The organism is Clostridium nigeriense (assembly GCF_050585265.1).
GTDB classification, from domain to species: Bacteria; Bacillota; Clostridia; order Clostridiales; family Clostridiaceae; genus Clostridium; species Clostridium nigeriense_B.
The window spans coordinates 44,836-62,701 of the sequence record NZ_JBNOOE010000018.1; the positions used below are offsets into that span (position 1 = coordinate 44,836).

At 28.2% G+C, this 17,866-nt stretch carries 18 protein-coding genes and 1 riboswitch; all 18 genes read left to right on the forward strand.

The features are described from left to right. Positions 1–143 precede the first annotated feature (143 nt). Positions 144–2,228 (forward strand): molybdopterin oxidoreductase family protein, encoded by a 2,085-nt coding sequence (locus ACQPVP_RS14280; RefSeq protein ID WP_430851042.1) that lies wholly within the window; start codon positions 144–146, stop codon positions 2,226–2,228. Positions 2,229–2,239: 11 nt separating this feature from the next. Then, positions 2,240–2,647 (forward strand): 4Fe-4S dicluster domain-containing protein, encoded by a 408-nt coding sequence (locus tag ACQPVP_RS14285; protein WP_430851044.1) that lies wholly within the window; start codon positions 2,240–2,242, stop codon positions 2,645–2,647. Beyond that, complete coding sequence (locus ACQPVP_RS14290) at positions 2,647–3,873, forward strand: NAD(P)/FAD-dependent oxidoreductase (RefSeq protein WP_430851046.1); 1,227 nt, start codon at positions 2,647–2,649, stop codon at positions 3,871–3,873. Before ACQPVP_RS14285 ends, ACQPVP_RS14290 begins: the two co-directional genes overlap by 1 nt. Before the next feature lie 264 nt (positions 3,874–4,137). Next, on the forward strand, positions 4,138–4,635 hold the full coding sequence (gene mobB / locus ACQPVP_RS14295; RefSeq protein ID WP_430851048.1) for a molybdopterin-guanine dinucleotide biosynthesis protein B: 498 nt from the start codon (positions 4,138–4,140) through the stop codon (positions 4,633–4,635). An 8-nt stretch (positions 4,636–4,643) separates the two neighbouring features. Further along, positions 4,644–4,779: riboswitch (molybdenum cofactor riboswitch) on the forward strand. Between the two features lie 154 nt (positions 4,780–4,933). Then, entirely contained in the window at positions 4,934–6,136 is a 1,203-nt protein-coding gene (locus ACQPVP_RS14300) for a molybdopterin molybdotransferase MoeA (RefSeq protein WP_430851050.1), read from the forward strand. Positions 6,137–6,145: 9 nt separating this feature from the next. Further along, positions 6,146–6,709, forward strand: coding sequence for a molybdenum cofactor guanylyltransferase (gene mobA / locus ACQPVP_RS14305; RefSeq protein WP_430851052.1), 564 nt, complete (start codon positions 6,146–6,148; stop codon positions 6,707–6,709). Next, entirely contained in the window at positions 6,710–7,201 is a 492-nt protein-coding gene (locus ACQPVP_RS14310; protein ID WP_430851054.1) for a MogA/MoaB family molybdenum cofactor biosynthesis protein, read from the forward strand. It abuts the gene before it with no gap. Between the two features lie 23 nt (positions 7,202–7,224). Then, on the forward strand, positions 7,225–8,241 hold the full coding sequence (locus tag ACQPVP_RS14315) for a molybdopterin-binding protein (RefSeq protein ID WP_430851056.1): 1,017 nt from the start codon (positions 7,225–7,227) through the stop codon (positions 8,239–8,241). A gap of 9 nt (positions 8,242–8,250) precedes the next feature. Continuing rightward, positions 8,251–8,730 carry a cyclic pyranopterin monophosphate synthase MoaC gene (gene moaC / locus ACQPVP_RS14320; protein WP_430851057.1) on the forward strand — a complete coding sequence of 160 codons (480 nt, stop codon included), beginning with the start codon at positions 8,251–8,253 and terminating at the stop codon, positions 8,728–8,730. Between the two features lie 18 nt (positions 8,731–8,748). Continuing rightward, on the forward strand, positions 8,749–9,720 hold the full coding sequence (moaA, locus tag ACQPVP_RS14325; protein ID WP_430851059.1) for a GTP 3',8-cyclase MoaA: 972 nt from the start codon (positions 8,749–8,751) through the stop codon (positions 9,718–9,720). A gap of 4 nt (positions 9,721–9,724) precedes the next feature. Further along, positions 9,725–10,180, forward strand: a complete 456-nt coding sequence (locus ACQPVP_RS14330; protein ID WP_430851061.1) for an MOSC domain-containing protein — start codon at positions 9,725–9,727, stop codon at positions 10,178–10,180. 138 nt (positions 10,181–10,318) lie between these two features. After that, entirely contained in the window at positions 10,319–12,424 is a 2,106-nt protein-coding gene (locus ACQPVP_RS14335; RefSeq protein WP_430851063.1) for a molybdopterin oxidoreductase family protein, read from the forward strand. Beyond that, entirely contained in the window at positions 12,411–12,824 is a 414-nt protein-coding gene (locus tag ACQPVP_RS14340; protein WP_430851065.1) for a 4Fe-4S dicluster domain-containing protein, read from the forward strand. Before ACQPVP_RS14335 ends, ACQPVP_RS14340 begins: the two co-directional genes overlap by 14 nt. Next, complete coding sequence (locus ACQPVP_RS14345) at positions 12,824–14,047, forward strand: NAD(P)/FAD-dependent oxidoreductase (RefSeq protein WP_430851067.1); 1,224 nt, start codon at positions 12,824–12,826, stop codon at positions 14,045–14,047. The genes ACQPVP_RS14340 and ACQPVP_RS14345 overlap by 1 nt, the downstream gene beginning before the upstream one ends. Before the next feature lie 20 nt (positions 14,048–14,067). After that, positions 14,068–15,021, forward strand: a complete 954-nt coding sequence (locus ACQPVP_RS14350) for a TDT family transporter (RefSeq protein ID WP_430851069.1) — start codon at positions 14,068–14,070, stop codon at positions 15,019–15,021. A gap of 205 nt (positions 15,022–15,226) precedes the next feature. Beyond that, positions 15,227–16,174 (forward strand): TDT family transporter, encoded by a 948-nt coding sequence (locus ACQPVP_RS14355; RefSeq protein ID WP_430851071.1) that lies wholly within the window; start codon positions 15,227–15,229, stop codon positions 16,172–16,174. Between the two features lie 146 nt (positions 16,175–16,320). After that, entirely contained in the window at positions 16,321–17,247 is a 927-nt protein-coding gene (gene cysK, locus ACQPVP_RS14360) for a cysteine synthase A (RefSeq protein WP_430851073.1), read from the forward strand. A 77-nt stretch (positions 17,248–17,324) separates the two neighbouring features. Further along, positions 17,325–17,756 carry an RrF2 family transcriptional regulator gene (locus tag ACQPVP_RS14365; RefSeq protein WP_430839043.1) on the forward strand — a complete coding sequence of 144 codons (432 nt, stop codon included), beginning with the start codon at positions 17,325–17,327 and terminating at the stop codon, positions 17,754–17,756. Positions 17,757–17,866: the final 110 nt, after the last annotated feature.

The window sequence follows — 17,866 nt, forward strand, 5'->3', positions numbered from 1 at the left end:
GAAAACCACTAATCTAATTTTGTTAATAATATAACAAAAAATATTTTAATTGTGATTATTATCACAGTTTATGTTTTTTATAAATGTTAAAATGTAATCAATATAAATTAATTTCTAAAATTAGAAGTGGAGATGTAAATTATATGAAAAAAATTCAATCAACTTGTAACTTATGTGCTTTAGCATGTAACATAGATTTTTATGTTGAAAATGGTGAAATAAAAAAGGTTTCTCCTACTAAAGATTATCCAGTTAATAAAGGGTTTTGTTGTATAAAGGGCTTAAGTTTAGATAAGCAACAAACTAAAATTAAAGGAAGAAAATCTCCATTATTAAGAGATGAAAATGGAGAAATGAAGGAAGTATCTTGGGAAGAAGGAATTAGGTTATTTGTTGAAAAAATGACAAATATTCAAAATAAATATGGACAAGAAAGTGTAGCCTATATTAGTACAGGTCAAATGACTACTGAAGAAATGGCTTTACTAGGTCATGTTGGTAGAAATTATATGAGAATGGATGGAGATGGTAATACAAGATTATGTATGGCTACATCTGTAGTAGCTCATAAGCAAAGCTTTGGTTTTGATGCTCCTCCATATACTTTAAATGATGCTGAACTTTCAGATACAATATTTTTAATTGGAGCAAATCCTGTAATTGCTCATCCAGTATTTTGGGGAAGAATAAGAAAAAATAATGATGCTAAGATAATTACAATAGATCCAAGAAAGTCAGAAACAGCTTTAAATTCAGATTTGTGGATTGATATTAAACCAAAAGCTGATTTAGTTTTAATGTATACATTAGCTAATACATTGATTCAAAAGAGGTGGATTGATAATAAGTATATTGAAGAACATACAGAAGGATTTGAAAAGTTTAAAGAGCATGTTTCTAAGTTTACTTTAGAAGATGTTGAAGATAAAACTGGAATTTCAAAAGAAAGAGTTCTTGAATTAGCAGAAATAATACATAATGGTAAAAGGGTATCTTTCTGGTGGACAATGGGAATAAACCAAGGTTATCAAGCAGTTAGAACAGCACAATCGATAATTAATTTAGCTTTGATTACTGGAAATATAGGGAGACCAGGAACAGGGGCTAACTCATTAACAGGACAATGTAATGCAATGGGATCGAGAGCATTTAGTAATACAGCTGGACTTTATGGTGGTGGAGATTTTGATAATCCTGTAAGAAGAAAAATTGTTTCAGAAGCTTTAGGTGTTAAAGAAGAAGAACTTATAACTAAGCCAACATTACCATATAACGTAATAATAGAAAAGGCTATTGCTGGTGAAATTAAAGGCTTGTGGGTAATTTGTACAAATCCAAGACATTCATTTGTAAACAATGAGGAATTTAAGAAAGCTGCTAAAAACTTAGATTTCTTAGTAGTTCAAGATATATATGAGGATACAGATACAGCTAAGCTTTGTGATTTATATTTACCATCTGTTCCAGCTATTAAAAAAGAGGGTGTACTAATAAATACTGAGCGTAGAATATCAAAGGTTAACCCTGTTATAGCTAAAGAAGAAGGTGAACTTACTGATTATGAAATTTTCTTCAAAATAGGTGAAGAGTTAGGCATGGGAAGCTTATTAGATAATTGGAAGACTCCAAGAGATGCTTTTGAATTATTAAAAAAATGTTCTAAAGGAATGCCTTGTGACATTACTGGTGTTACTTATGAAATGTTAGAAGGAAAGAATATGAGTAGCTCTAGGGGTATTCAATGGCCATTTAGAGAGGGGGAAGTATTAGAAGAAGATGAAAGAAGATTATATGAAGATGGAAATTACTATACACCTTCAAAGAAGGCTAATATTTTATTTGAAGATATAGCAGAAAATCCGAATAAAACTTCAGAAGAGTTCCCTTATATCTTTAATACTGGAAGAGGAACAGTTGGGCAATGGCATACTCAAGTTAGATCAAGAGAAATAGAACATAATAAGATTTATAGTAAGGTATCTTATGTTTTAATGAATCCAGAATTAGCAAAAGAATTAAATATTGAAGAAAATGAAAGAATAAATATTACTTCTCAAAATGGAAATACTAGCGAATTTAATGTAGTGTATTCAGAAAATGTAAAGAAAAATCATATATATGCACCTATGCATTATATTGAAACAAATTCACTTACTCCTTCAGTTTATGATCCTTATTCAAAGGAGCCATCTTTTAAAACTGTTGCAGTAAATATTTCTAAGAAGTAGGAGATTTAAAGATGAAAAGAATTAAGATTGATAGATCTAAATGTGTTGGTTGTTTAACATGCACAACTGCATGTATAGTTTCACATAACTCCGAGGATACAAGAAGCAGAATAACTATAGATAGTAATGGTAAATATGTTCCAATTTTTTGTAGGCATTGTGATAGACCTGAATGTGTTTATACTTGCATGACAGGAGCCATGAGCAAGGATAAGAATATGGGATTAGTAACTTATGATAAAAATCGTTGTGCAAGCTGTTATATGTGTATTATGGCATGTCCTTACGGGGTTTTAAAAGCTGATAGTAGAACTCATAAGGAAATAATGAAATGTGATGGATGTAAAGATGCAGGCACTCCACAATGTGTAGAAAAATGTCCAATGGCAGCTATTACATTAGAGGAGGTATCTAATTAATGAGATATGTAGTTATAGGAGCATCTGCTGCTGGAATTAGCGGTGCAAAAACTTTAAGAGAATTAGATAGGGATGCTGAAATAATATTAATTTCTAAAGATATTGAAGTATATTCAAGATGTATTTTACATCATTATATATCTAACCATAGAAATATTGAAAAATTAAATTTTACATCTAAAAATTTTTTTGAAGAATATAATATAAACTGGATTAAAGGTGTAGAAGTTGTAGCTTTAAAGGATGAAGAAAAAACATTAAATCTTTCAAATGGTGAAACTGTTAAATATGACAAGTTAATGATTTGTAGTGGTGCATCTGCTTTTATACCACCAGTTGAAGGATTAAGAGAAGGTAAAAATGTAGTAGGTCTTAGAAATTTAGATGATGCAATTTTAATAAAGGAAGAAGCTTCTAAGATAAAAAATATTGTTGTTTTAGGAGCTGGACTTGTTGGAATAGACGCTGTAAGTGGACTTATAGATACTGGAGTAAATATTTCATTAGTAGAAATGGGAGATAAAGTTCTTCCTATTCAATTAGATAAATATGCTTCTTCAGTATATGAAAATGAATTTTCAAAACAAGGTGTTAACTTAAAGCTAGGAGTTAAAGCAGAAAAGTTAATACTTGATGAAGAAAAAAATCCTAAGGCTTTATTATTAAACACAGGAGAAGAAATACCATGTGAATTAGTGATAGTTGCAACTGGCGTTAGATCGAATATTGGATTCTTAACAGATAGTAATGTTGAATGTGATAGATTTGGTTTAATAATTGATGAAAAGGGAAAAACTAATATTAAAGATATATATGGAGCTGGCGATGTTACTGGTAGAAATCCAATATGGCCAACTGCAGTAAAAGAAGGTATAATAGCAGCTCATAATATGTTAGGTAAAGAAATGATAATGACAGATTTCTTTGGTAGCAAAAATACAATGAACTTTGTTGGAATTGCTACTATGTCATTAGGGGATGTTGAACCTAAAGATGAAAGCTATAAGGTTGAGATAAATATTGAAGAAGATAATTATAAGAAGATAATTCATAAAGATGGTAAAATATATGGTGCTATACTACAAGGCGATTTATCTTATGCAGGTGTATTAACACAATTAATAAAAGAAAAGATTGATATATCAAAAGTAACTAAAAATATTTTTGATATAGATTATGCAGATTTCTTTAATTTAGAAAAGAATTTTGAGTTTAGTTATAAATAGAATGTGGGCTGTGGTAGAAACAGCCCACATTAAGAATTAAAAATTTGAAATGAAGAATTACTAAAGTTAAATTCTTTTCGTTAGTGCTGAAGTTATTCTATTAATTTTACGCTGAGTTATAGGTTCTGACATAATAAGAAAATTAATATAGAAGTAAATTTTATTACTTTTTAATTGTTAAAGCTATAAAAATTATTATAATAAGTATAGAAGATATATTTATGTAAAATAGTTTTAATAATTTAAGCTAAAGGATGAAGTATTATGGCGAAAGTTGTAAATATCGTTGGAGATAAATCTAATGTAGGAAAAACCTTTGTTATGGAAGGGTTAATAAAAGAATTAATATATAGAGGACTAAGTGTTGCCACAATCAAACATGATGTTCATGGTTTTGATATTGATAAGAAAGGCAAGGATACGTATAAGCATAGAGAAGCAGGATCTGAAACGGTAATAATTTCTTCACCTAAAAGATTTGCTATGATTAAAGAAGTTAAAGAAGAAGTGGATTTAGAAAGTCTTATTGATTTAGCTGAGGATAAAGACATAGTTTTAGTAGAAGGATATAAAAATAGTAGCTTAAGAAAAATAGAAGTGTATAGAAAAGGTTTTAGTAAAGAAATAATATCATCAAAGGAAAGCTTAATAGCAATTGCTAGTGATGATGAATTAGAACTTGAAGATATTTTAGTAATAAAAAAAGATGATTTTAACAAATTAGCAGATTTAGTTTTAAAAGAAAAAGAATACAATACTTAAAAATTAATTATCAATAAAATTTTCTAGAGTATAAGATTCCTAAGGAGATTCTATGGTTCTTATACCTGAATTTTAAATTCACAGGGTACATATCTGAAAAGGTAGTATCTCCACGTTTTGGGAAGGAAAATAAGTTGATTTAAATAGTAGTCTAAGAAATGTTTTTATGTAAAATGTTATCTTAAGCTAAATTTTAATACTATATTTATAGTTATTAAGCATATTTAAATTTAGGCTTATTATTCGCAAAATGAATAATAAGCCTTTTTACTATTTAAGTATTTTATAGGAGGGCAAGATGAAATCCTTTATTTCATTAGAAGAAGCTATAGATATATTAAATGAAAAAGTAAATAATTTAGATGATAAAGAAGTTACCTTATTTAATGGTTTAAAAAAAGTGTTGAGTGAAGATGTGTACTCTAAAATAAATAACCCACCTTTCGATAAATCTGCAATGGATGGATATGCAATAAAAGTAAAAGATTCCTTCATGAACAATAAGGTAAAAGTAATAGATAAGGTATATGCAGGTGAGGTTTGTAAAAGTTTTGTAACAGAAAATACAGCTGTTAAAATAATGACAGGAGCTCCAATACCAAAGGGAGCAAATGCTGTTATAAAGCAAGAAAATGTTATTGTAGAAGGAAAAAATATAGTAATTACAAGCAATGTAAAAGAAAATGAAAATATATGTATTGAAGGAGAAGATATATCTAAAGGAGATTTACTAATAAGTAAAAATAAAAAACTCGATTATGCAGATATAGGAATTTTAGCTAGTTCAGGTATTAATAAAATAAAGGTTTTTAGAAAACCTAAAATAGCATTTATTAGTACTGGAGATGAGGTTATGGATATAGGGGATAAACTATTAGATGGTAAAATATATAATAGTAATAAATATTCGATTATATCAAGGATATTAGAACTTGGATACGATATCAATAAAATTATTCATATAAATGATGATTATAAGGAAATAGGTAGCAAAATAGAAGAAATATCTAAAGAAGTAGATTTAATAATTACAACAGGTGGAGTATCTGTTGGAGAAAAGGATTTATTGAAGGATGCTATTGATAGTATAAGTGGAGAAAAATTATTCTGGAAAATAATGATTAAACCTGGATCGGCAGTTTTGTGTAGTAAGGTTAATGAAGTTATTGTTATTAGTTTATCTGGAAATCCAACAGCTGCATTAACTACATTTGAACTTTTAGGGAAAACTACTCTTGAAAAGCTTTCTGGAAATAAGAAAATTAAAATTAATAGAGAAAAGGCTATATTAGCAGAAGGAAGTATTAAAAAATCTTTAAAAAGAAGATTTGTAAGAGGATACTTTGAAATAAAAGAATATAAACAATACGTTTATATTACTCAAAAAAAATCTGGTAATGGAATACTTAGTTCAACAATAAATTCTAATTGTATAATAGAAATTCAAGCTAACAATAAGGAAATACAAAATGGAGATTTAGTAGATATTATAAAACTTTAGGAGATAAAAATGATTAAAAAGACTTTAGCTATCTTAGCAGGTGGGAAAAGTAGCAGAATGAATTATAATAATAAGGCATTATTATGTTATAAAGAAAAAACCTTTATAGAAAATATAATAAATTCAGGACAAGAATTTGATGAAATAATAATTATAGCAAATAAAATAGAAGAATATAAAAACTTAAATTTAAGAGTATACCATGATATATACATTGGAAATGGCCCTTTATCTGGAATTCATTCTGCCTTAAAGAATTCAAAAAATGATAAGGTTCTTTGTATAGCCTGTGATATGCCATTAATATCTAAAAAAACTTTGAGAATTATTGGAAATACTTATGGGGATTATGAAGTTTTAATCCCAAGGGTTAATAATAGACTTCAACCGATGTGTGCTATATATTCTAAGAGTTTAATTCCTAAGATTGAAAAGGCATTATTTAATGGAGATAATAAGATTCAAAAGTTCATTTTATCTACAGAGTATAAAGTTTTAAAAGATAATCTATGTTCAAAAGATTTTTTAAATATAAACACAGAAAAAGAATATGAATTACTGGAGGAGATTTAATTGTATACAGTTGGAATAATAACTAGTAGTGATAAGGGGTATCTGGGAGAAAGAGAAGATAAAAGTGGAGAAATTATAAAAAAAATAGTAGAAGAAGTAGGTTTTGAAGTAAAAAGATATGTTATTTTACCGGATGATAAAGAAATGCTAAAAAAAGAGTTTATTTATATGTCTGATAAATTAAATTTAAATTTAATATTAAGTACAGGAGGAACTGGTTTTTCAAAAAGAGATATTACTCCAGAAGCTACTAAGGAAATAATTGAGAGAGAAGCACCGGGAATATGTGAAGCTATAAGAATGTTTAGTATTAAAATTACTAAAAGAGCAATGTTATCTAGAGCAGTATCTGGAATTAGAGGTAATACTTTGATAGTTAATTTACCAGGAAGTCCGAAGGCCTGTGAGGAAGCTTTAGACTTTGTATTAGAAGATTTAAAGCATGGCATTGGTATTTTATTAGGTGAACAAAATGAATGTGCAAGAAAATAATTATAATTTAGGAGATGTTTTATATGAAGATGATAAGTGTATATGATTCAGTAGGATGCATTTTATCACATGATGTTACTCAAATAATACCTGGAGAATTTAAGGGAAGGTTATTTAAAAAGGGTCATATAATAAAGGAAGAAGATATTGAAAAATTTTTATCTATAGGAAAAGAGCATATTTATGTTTGGGAGCCAAAAGAAGGGGAATTACATGAAAATAATGCAGCTATTAGATTAGCAAACCTTGTTCTTGGTGAAGGGGTTAGTAAATCGGAAGAGATTAAAGAAGGAAAGATAGATTTCTTTGCTGATAGAGATGGAGTATTAAAAGTAAACAAAGAGGAGCTACTTAAATTAAATTCTTTAGGAGAAATTATAGTATCAACATTACATAATAATATTCCAATAAGAAAAGGTGAAAAAATAGGTGCAACGAGAGTTATTCCATTGATAATAGAAGAAGATAAAATTATTAAAGCCGAAGAACTTATACAAAATAAGATTATTCATATTCAAAAAATAATACATAAAAAATCTTTACTCATAACTACAGGAAATGAAGTATATAGTGGTAGAATTAAAGATGCTTTTTTACCTGTAATTAAGTCTAAGCTTGGATATTATGGAAGTGAAGTTATTCGACAAGTAATTTTACCAGATTCAAAGGAAAGAATTATAGAAGAAATAAAAAAAGGATTTGATGAAAAAGTTGATATGATAATTTGTACAGGTGGAATGTCAGTAGATCCAGATGATGTAACCCCTACAGCTATTAAAGAATGTGGTGGGGAATTAGTTACTTATGGATCACCCGTATTACCAGGAGCTATGTTCCTATTAGCATATTACAATGATATTCCAATACTTGGAGTTCCAAGCTGTGCTATGTATTCTAAAAGAACAATTTTGGATTTAGTTTTACCTAGAGTTTTAGCAAATGAAAAATTGACTTTAGATGATATAGCTGCATATGGGCATGGTGGACTATGTTTAGATTGTAAAGTTTGTACATTTCCTCATTGTTCTTTTGGTAAGTAGGAGGTATTAATGAATAATAAATTAACTCATTTTGATAATAGTGGAAATGCTAGAATGGTGGATGTATCTGAAAAAGATAAAACTGAAAGAGTGGCTATCGCAGTTTCTAGAATAAGAGTAAGTGAAGAAACGTTATCTCTAATAAAGGCAGGAAAAATAGGGAAAGGCGATGTATTAGGAGTTGCGAGAATTGCAGGAATTATGGGAAGTAAACAAACATCAAATTTAATTCCTATGTGCCATCCTCTTATGATTTCTAGTTGCAATATTGATTTTGAAATTAATGATGAAGAAAGATATATAGATATTAAAGCAACAGTGAAAATAGTAGATAAAACTGGAGTAGAAATGGAAGCATTAACGGCTGTTACTATTTCTGCATTAACTATTTATGATATGTGTAAGGCTGTTGATAAGAGAATGGTAATAGAGGGAACTCATTTACTTAAAAAAACAGGAGGTAAGAGCGGAGAATTTAACTTCTTATAATTGGCTCTTTAATATAATATGAGGGATAAGTATGGTAGAGAAGTAGATTATTTAAGAATCTCATTAACAGATAGATGTAATTTAAGATGTGTTTATTGTATGGAGGAAGAAGGTAGTAATTTTTTTAAAAATGAAGAAAAACTTACAAAAGATGAAATATGTAAAATAGTTAGTGTTAGTGCAAAACTTGGTATAAAGAAAATTAGATTAACAGGTGGTGAGCCTTTAGTAAGAAATGATATTGTTGAACTTATGGAAAAAATAAATAATATTCCTGAAATAGAAGAGATTTACTTAACAACAAATGGAATTATATTAGAAGAAAAAGTTGAAGTACTAAAAAAAGTTGGATTAAAGGGGGTAAATATTAGTTTAGACTCATTAAAGGAAGAAATGTTTCATAAGTTAACTAGATTAGGAGACTTAAAAAAAGTATTGTCTGCCATAGATAAATGTTTAGAACTTGGAATTAAGGTTAAGTTAAATACAGTTATGATAAAGGGTATGAATGAAGATGAAATATTAGATTTTGTAAAGCTTACTTTAAAAAAAAATATAGATGTTAGATTTATAGAGCTTATGCCAATAGGTATTGGAAGTAAGTATAAAGGAGTAAGTAACGAAGAAATTAAAGAATTAATTAATGAAAATTATAAAGATATTGAAGAAGTAAGAAGAAATAAAACTGATGGTCCTGCAACTTATATTAAGTTAAAGGATGGCAAAGGGCAAATAGGATTCATAAGTGCAATTAGTAATTGCTTTTGTGAAAATTGCAATAGAATTAGGCTTACCTCAGAAGGATTTCTAAAACAATGCCTTCATTTTAATTATGGTATTGATCTTAGAAAATTGATTAGAAGTGGAGCATCAGAAGAGGAAATTTTAAATCTCATCAAAGATAATATCTTCAATAAACCAGAGAAACATTTATTCTTAGAAAAAAGTAAAGATAAGGAATTAAAGTTTATGAATCAAATTGGAGGATAAATATATGTGCAAGGTATTAGCTGTATGTACTAGTAAGCATAAGGGAACTTTAAAAAAAGAAATTAATGAAGGAAATTTTATAGAGGATTTTGGGATAGAAGGAGATGCTCATGCGGGTAAATGGCATAGACAAGTTAGTTTATTAGCCTTTGAAAAAATAGATGAGTTTAGAAATAAAGGTGGAAATGTTGATTTTGGTGCCTTTGGAGAAAATTTAGTAGTTGAAGGTATTGAATTAAATAAGTTACCAATAGGACAAAAAATAGAAGTTGGAGAAGTATTATTGGAAGTAACTCAAATAGGAAAAGAGTGCCATGATAAATGTGCAATATATTATCAAGTTGGTGAATGTATAATGCCTAAAAACGGAATATTCACTAAGGTTTTGAAGGGTGGAAAAGTAAAAGTTGGAGATAAATGTACTTTGTTAGAAAGTGAAAAAAAAGTTTTTACATTATAAGAAATTAATTATTTATATTGCTAGTAGTACTAAAAAGTATTGCTAGCAATTTTTTTTATTAAGGGATAAATGAATATAGATAGTAAATACTTGTAATACTAATTATGAAAAGTATATGAAAATAAAGGAGATAAAAATATGAAGGTTGTTAGGTCTACTTGTAATTATTGTTCTATAGCTTGCAATTTTGATTTCCATGTAAATGATAATGGATTTATTGAAAGAGTTAAACCAGCAGAGGATTATCCAGTTAATCAAGGTTTTTGTTGTGTAAAAGGTTTAAATTTAGACAAGCAAAATACTATACATGAAAATCCTGTTTTACCTCTAATAAGAAAAGAAAATGGAGAATTTGAACATATTTCTTGGGAAGAAGCTTTTAATGTTTTCGCAGACAAGGTTAAAAAAATTCAAGATAAATATGGAAAAGAAAGTTTTGCTTTTTTAAGTACTGGTCAGCTTTTAAGTGAAGAAATGGCATTAGCTGGATATATTGGAAGAAATTTTTTAGGTGGTAATGGTGATGGAAACACTAGATTGTGCATGGCAACAGCAGTAGTAGCTTATAAGCAAAGCTTTGGCTTTGATGCCCCTCCATATACTTTAGATGATTTAGAGCATTCAGATGTGATGATATTTATTGGATGCAATCCTATAGTAGCTCATCCAATATTATGGAGTAGAGTTGCAAAAAATAAAAATAAGAACAAAAAAGTAATAGTAATAGATCCAAGAAAAAGTGAAACTGCGGTAAGAGCCGATATGTGGATAGATATTAAACCAAAAGCAGATATAAGATTATTATATACATTAGCAAATGTATTAATAGAAAAAGGATGGATTGATGAAGAGTTTATTAAAAATAATACAGAGGACTTTGAAGGTTTTAAAAATCATGTAAAAAAATATGATATTAATGATATAGAAGAGTATACAGGAATATCAAAAGGAAGAGTATTAGAACTTGCAGAAATAATTCATAAAGGAGAAAAAGTTTCTTTATGGTGGACTATGGGAGTAAATCAAGGATTTCAAGCTGTAAGGACTGCACAAGCAATAATAAATATTGCATTAATGACGGGTAATATCGGAAAGCCTGGAACTGGTGCTAACTCTATAACAGGACAATGTAATGCAATGGGATCTAGGCTTTTTAGTAATACAACAGGTCTTTATGGAGGAGGGGAGTATAGTGATGAAAAGAGAAGAAAGGCTGTAGCTGAAATATTAGAAATTGATGAGGAACTTTTACCAAAGAAACCAACAAAACCTTATAACGAAATAGTAGATGGAATAAACAATGGAGAAATAAAGGCATTATGGGTTTTATGTACTAATCCCTTAGTTTCATGGATTAACGACTTAGAATTTAAGAAGGCTGCTGAAAAACTTGAATTTTTAGCAGTACAAGATATTTATTCTGATACAGAAACTGCTAGATATGCCCATTTAATTCTTCCTTCTACAAATGGATTGAAAAAGGAAGGACTAATTATTAACACGGAGAGAAGACTATCTAAAATTCAACCTGTTCTAGATAAAAAAGAAAATGAATTATCAGATTATGAAATTATGCTTGGAATAGGGAAAGCTTTGGGAATGGGGAGCTTATTAGATAAGTGGAAGTCACCTAAGGATGCTTTTGAGATTTTAAAAAAATGCACTAAAGGAATGCCTTGCGATATTACAGGTGTAAGTTATGATGAATTAGAGGGATCAGAAGGGGTTCAATGGCCTTATAGAGAAAATGAAAATATTGAAAATAACCAAAGAAGATTATTTGAAGATGGAAAATTTTATACGCCTAATAGAAAGGCTAAATTTATATACGAAGAAATTATGAATCCACCATATGAGAAGAGTGAAGAATATCCATATATATTAAACACTGGTAGAGCAACTGTTGGTCAATGGCATACTCAAACTAGAACTAGAGAAATACCAGATGTAGAAGCAATAATAGTAAAAAAAGGATATATTAACTTAAATACTGATTTGGCAGAAGAACTTGATATTAAGGAAAATGATATTGTAAAGGTAAGTTCACCTAATGGTGTTACTAATAGATTTTTAGTTAAGTTAAGTAGAACTGTAAAAAAGGATCAATTGTATGCGCCTATGCATTATATTCAAGCAAACTCAATATTACCTTCAGTATTCGATACTTATTCTAAGGAACCTAACTATAAGTATACACCAGTTAAGATAGAAAAGATAGAAGGTGATATTAATGAAGAGAATTAATATAGATAGAAAAAAGTGCATTGGTTGCTTAACATGTACAACTGCTTGTAAGGTTTCCCATGGATGTAGAGATACTAGGGGAAGGATAGTGATAAATAGTGAAGGGAGATATGCTCCGATTTATTGTAGGCATTGTACTAGAGCAGAATGTGTTTATTCATGTCCAACTGGTGCAATGAGAAGAGATGATGAAACTGGCTATGTTATTTATGACAAAAGCAGATGTGCAACATGTTATATGTGTATAATGGCATGTCCTTATGGAGTACTAAAAATGGATTATCAAACTAATAGAGAGGTTATGAAGTGTGATATGTGTTTATCTACAGAAAGCAAATACCCTCAATGTGTAGATAAATGCCCTATGGATGCTTTAACATTAGAGGAGGTAAAAGAATAATGAAATATGTAATAGTAGGTGCATCTGCTTCAGGCATAAATGCAGCAAGAACTCTTAGACAATTCGATAAGGAATGTGAAATAATATTGGTTTCTAAGGACATATTTGTATATTCAAGATGCATACTCCATCACTTTTTAGATGGAAGAAGAGAAATAGAAGATTTAGATTTTACCCCAGATAATTTTTTTAATATGTATAAAATACATTGGATTAAAGGTGTTGAAGTAACAGGAATAGATGTTAAAGAAAAGAAATTGTCTTTAGATAATGGAGAGTATATATCATATGATAAGGTATTATTAGCAACGGGTTCATCATCTTTCTTGCCACCAATAGAAAATTTAAGAAGTGCTAATAATGTCATTGGATTAAGAAATTTAGATGATGTAATAAAAATTAAAGAAATGGCAAAAAAGGTTAAGAATATAGCAATATTAGGAGCAGGACTTGTTGGTGTAGATGCTTTAGCTGGATTATTACATTATGATGTTAATATTACTTTAATAGAAATGGGAGATAGAATTCTTCCTTTACAATTAGATAAATATGCTGCAAGTGCATATGAGGAAAGATTAAGAAAAGAAGGAGTTAACTTAAAATTTGGAGTAAGAGCAGAAAAGGTTATTGTAGATAATGAAAATAATCCAGTTTCAATAAAACTAAATACTGGGGAAGAGGTCCCTTGTGAAGTTATTATAGCTTGCACAGGGGTAAGATCAAATATAGGTTTTTTAAAGGATAGTGGAGTTGAATGTGATAAGTTTGGATTAATTATTAATCAAAAGGGAGAAACGAATGTTAGGGATGTATATGGTGCAGGTGATATAACAGGAAGAAATCCAATTTGGCCAACAGCAGTTAAGGAAGGAATTATAGCAGCTAATAATATGGTTGGAAAAGAAACATACATGGAAGATTTCTTTGGAAGTAAAAATACAATGAACTTTTGTGGACTCGCAACAATGTCTCTTGGGGTTGTAATTAAACCAGATGATACTTATGAAGAGGTAATAGATATTGATGGCAAGGATTATAAAAAAATTATATATAAGGATGGTGCAATTTATGGAGCTATAATCCAAGGAGATTTATCTTATGTAGGAGTTTTAACTCAATTAATAAAAGAAAAAATTAATATTAATAAGGTTAAAAAGCCTTTATTTGATATAGATTATTCTGATTTCTTTAACGAAACACAAAATTTAGAATTTGTTTATTAATAAATAAAGTAGGTGAGATTTTGCAATCAAATTCTATTTTAAAAAAGATTAAAAATATGCCTGTACCTATTTTACCAACTATGGTAGGTGCTGCGACATTATCTAACGTTTATCAAATATTAGGATATAATTGGATTAGGCATATTACTATGTGGACTTCTACAATTATATTAATTTTATATATAATTAAAATTATATTATATTTTGATACTTGTAAAAGCGAGTATAGCAATACTGTACCGGCAAGTTTATATGCTGGATTTACAATGATTTTAATGATATTAGGCTCATATTATTTTACCTATAATAATTTTATAGGTAAATCCATGTGGTTTATTGGATTAATCCTACATGCTATACATATAATAATATTTACTTATAGAAATGTATTCTTAGGAATTAATAAGGAAACCTTTGTTCCAAGTTGGTTTGTAACTTATAATGGAATTATGGTTTCTACAGTAGTTGGAAAAGTCATGAATGAACCATTTATAGGAAAGATAGTAGTGTATTATGGAATTATTATTTTTATAATAATTTTACCTTTTATGATTAGAAGGTTAAGGAGGGAGCCTTTAAAAGAAGCATTATTTCATACTCAAGCTATACTTTTAGCACCTTCTAGCCTTTGTTTAGTTAGTTACTTAAATTTTATTAATAACCCTAATAAAATAATAGTTTGTATATTATATATAATTATTTTAATGACATTACTATTTATTATGTATATGCTTCCTAGGTTTTTTTCTTACACATTTACGCCTGGATTTGCAGGATTAACATTCCCAATGGCTATAGGAATAGTGGCATCTATAAAAGCATACTCATATTTTGAAAGTGTAGGGTACAAATCATTATCTTATATTATAAAAGAAGTTAGTGGAATACAAATTTATATTACAACTACAATTATAGCTTTTGTTTTATATAATTTTATAAATATTTTAGTTAAAAGTTATAGAAAGGTTAACTAATAATAAGTCAAAGAAGTTTTCTTTGGCTTATTTAATTTTTAAATAAAATTTGTGATAATAATCACAGAATTAATATGTAAAATGTGTATAATTTAAGAGTAATCTTATTTACTAAAATTATTATAACAGTTTAAGTGAAAAAATTAACAAGAAAACAAATGATAAGGTTAATTTAAGAAGTAATTAGATTAAATTAGGAGGAAAAATGAAGAATAACTTACTTAAAAAAACAGAAAATATTCCAGTTCCATTACTGCCGACTATGGTTGGAGCAGCTACATTATCTAATATTTATTCCAGTTTAGGATACAGTTGGATAAGACATATAACTATGTGGATAACAACTGCGATTTTATTAGCTTATTTAGTTAAAATTTTAGCATTTGCAGATGTTTGTAAAAAAGAATATTCTAATACTATTCCAGCAAGTTTATATGCAGGTTTTACAATGATTACAATGATTTTAGGATCTTACTATTTTGAATATAATAATTTTCTGGGTAAATCATTATGGATTATTGGACTAACTTTACATGCTATACATATATTAATATTTACATATAGAAATGTTGTTAAAGGAATTAATAAAGATACATTTGTACCAAGTTGGTTTGTAACATACAATGGTATAATGGTTTCTGTCGTAGTAGGAGGAGCTATGAGGGAACCACTAATAAATAAAATAGTATTATATTATGGTATAATAGTTTTAATTATTATTATGCCATTTATGGTAAAAAGATTAATAAAATTTCCACTAAAGGACGCGTTATATCATACTCAAGCTATACTATTAGCACCATCTAGTCTTTGTGTGGTTTCATATTTAAATGTTATAGAAAATCCAAATAAATTTGTTATATATCCTTTATATTTCATTGTGGTTATTACATTTCTTTTTGTAGTGTACAAGCTAAATGCATTCTTTTCATTTAAGTTTACTCCAGCTTTTGCGGGATTGACATTCCCAATGGCAATAGGAACTTTAGCTTCAATAAAAATGTCTGGCTTTTTAATTAATGCTGGGTATGAGACTCTTGGAAATATAATAAAACAAATATCAGGAATACAGCTATATATTACAACAGCTATAATATCATTTGTTTTATTTAATTTCTTAAAATTATTTTTAAGTTCAATAAAAGAGAAATAAAATAATAAGTAAAAAGAATTTGTATATTACTGATGCAAATTTTTTTGCTTTTTTTAAAAAAAGGTATTCACAAATATGGTAAAAAGGAGTAATATATTATTAAAGAAAAAACATATCGGAATAGTAGGAATAAAGGAGAGATTTATATGAAAATAGCAAAAAGTTTAGTTCAATTAATAGGTAATACGCCATTATTAGAATTATCAAATTACAATGAGGAAAAGGAAACTTTAGGTACAATTATTGGAAAATTAGAATATTTTAATCCAGGTGGTAGTGTAAAAGATAGAATAGGATTTGGAATGATAGAAGCTGCCGAAAGAGATGGTTTATTAAATAAAGATACAGTTATAATAGAACCAACTAGTGGTAATACTGGGATTGCATTAGCATATATCTCAGCAGCAAAAGGATATAAATTAATTTTAACTATGCCAGATACAATGAGTATAGAAAGAAGAAATTTATTAAAGGCCTTAGGAGCAGAATTAGTGCTAACTCCAGGTGCAGAAGGAATGAAAGGAGCTATTGCTAAGGCAAATGAATTAAAAGCAGAAAATGAGAATTCAATCATTCTTCAACAATTTGAAAATCCTGCAAATCCACAAATACACAGAGTTACTACAGCAGAAGAAATATGGAATGATACAGATGGACAAGTTGATATAGTAGTTGCTGGAGTAGGTACAGGTGGTACCTTAACAGGTATTGGAGAAGTTTTAAAGGCTAAGAAGTCTGACGTTAAAGTTATTGCTGTGGAGCCAACTAACTCACCAGTTATATCAGGCGGAAAACCAGGACCTCATAAACTTCAAGGAATAGGAGCAGGATTTATACCAAAAAATTTAAATGTTTCAATTATTGATGAAGTAATAAAGGTAGATAATGAAACTGCATTTAAAGCTTCGAAAGATTTAGCAAGGACAGAAGGATTATTAGTTGGAATATCATCAGGAGCAGCAATAGTTGCAGCAACAGAATTAGCAAAAAGAGAAGAAAATAAAGGGAAAAATATAGTTGTAATTTTACCTGATACAGGAGAAAGATATTTATCAACTGATTTATATAAGTAATTTATAATAAAGTCATTGCTATTTTTAGTAATGGCTTTTATTATTAAGATATATAATAAATAGAGAAAGGTGATTAAGTGAAGATTTCAACTAAAGGTAGATATGGATTAAGGGCTTTAATTGACCTAGCTATTAATATGGATTCTGAAAATGTAAGTATTAAGTCTATTTCAGAAAGGCAAAATATTTCGGAAAGATATTTAGAACAAATTTTTTCCTTATTAAGAAAAGCTGGCATTATACTAGGAAGAAAAGGAGCACAAGGTGGATATATCTTAGGTAAGGATATTAGTGAACTTACAATAATAGAAATATTAAAGGTTTTAGAAGGGGATAGTATTTTTATAGATATTAATGAGAAAGAAGAAAATGAATTAGAAGACTTTATTAATAAGAATTTATGGAAAGATATAAATGTTTTAATTAAAGATTATTTTTCTTCAATAACATTAGAAGACTTAGTAGATAATTATAAAAAATCAAAAGATACAATTATATATTACATTTAAAAAGCTAATAAGAGTTTAATTACTCTTATTAGCTTTTCAGACTGCTGACAAAGTGTCAGCAGTCTTTAATTTTATACAAATATGTAATATAATTTAAAATATATTAATTT

Bases quoted from the DNA above. Each gene is read 5' to 3' on its own strand.
- mobA (WP_430851052.1), top strand. From the start codon at position 6,146: ATGATTAAAAAGACTTTAGCTATCTTAGCAGGTGGGAAAAGTAGCAGA.
- ACQPVP_RS14345 (WP_430851067.1), top strand. From the start codon at position 12,824: ATGAAATATGTAATAGTAGGTGCATCTGCTTCAGGCATAAATGCAGCA.
- ACQPVP_RS14290 (WP_430851046.1), top strand. From the start codon at position 2,647: ATGAGATATGTAGTTATAGGAGCATCTGCTGCTGGAATTAGCGGTGCA.
- moaC (WP_430851057.1), top strand. From the start codon at position 8,251: ATGAATAATAAATTAACTCATTTTGATAATAGTGGAAATGCTAGAATG.
- ACQPVP_RS14355 (WP_430851071.1), top strand. From the start codon at position 15,227: ATGAAGAATAACTTACTTAAAAAAACAGAAAATATTCCAGTTCCATTA.
- mobB (WP_430851048.1), top strand. From the start codon at position 4,138: ATGGCGAAAGTTGTAAATATCGTTGGAGATAAATCTAATGTAGGAAAA.
- ACQPVP_RS14330 (WP_430851061.1), top strand. From the start codon at position 9,725: ATGTGCAAGGTATTAGCTGTATGTACTAGTAAGCATAAGGGAACTTTA.
- ACQPVP_RS14280 (WP_430851042.1), top strand. From the start codon at position 144: ATGAAAAAAATTCAATCAACTTGTAACTTATGTGCTTTAGCATGTAAC.
- ACQPVP_RS14285 (WP_430851044.1), top strand. From the start codon at position 2,240: ATGAAAAGAATTAAGATTGATAGATCTAAATGTGTTGGTTGTTTAACA.
- ACQPVP_RS14300 (WP_430851050.1), top strand. From the start codon at position 4,934: ATGAAATCCTTTATTTCATTAGAAGAAGCTATAGATATATTAAATGAA.
- cysK (WP_430851073.1), top strand. From the start codon at position 16,321: ATGAAAATAGCAAAAAGTTTAGTTCAATTAATAGGTAATACGCCATTA.
- ACQPVP_RS14340 (WP_430851065.1), top strand. From the start codon at position 12,411: ATGAAGAGAATTAATATAGATAGAAAAAAGTGCATTGGTTGCTTAACA.
- ACQPVP_RS14335 (WP_430851063.1), top strand. From the start codon at position 10,319: ATGAAGGTTGTTAGGTCTACTTGTAATTATTGTTCTATAGCTTGCAAT.
- ACQPVP_RS14315 (WP_430851056.1), top strand. From the start codon at position 7,225: ATGAAGATGATAAGTGTATATGATTCAGTAGGATGCATTTTATCACAT.
- moaA (WP_430851059.1), top strand. From the start codon at position 8,749: ATGAGGGATAAGTATGGTAGAGAAGTAGATTATTTAAGAATCTCATTA.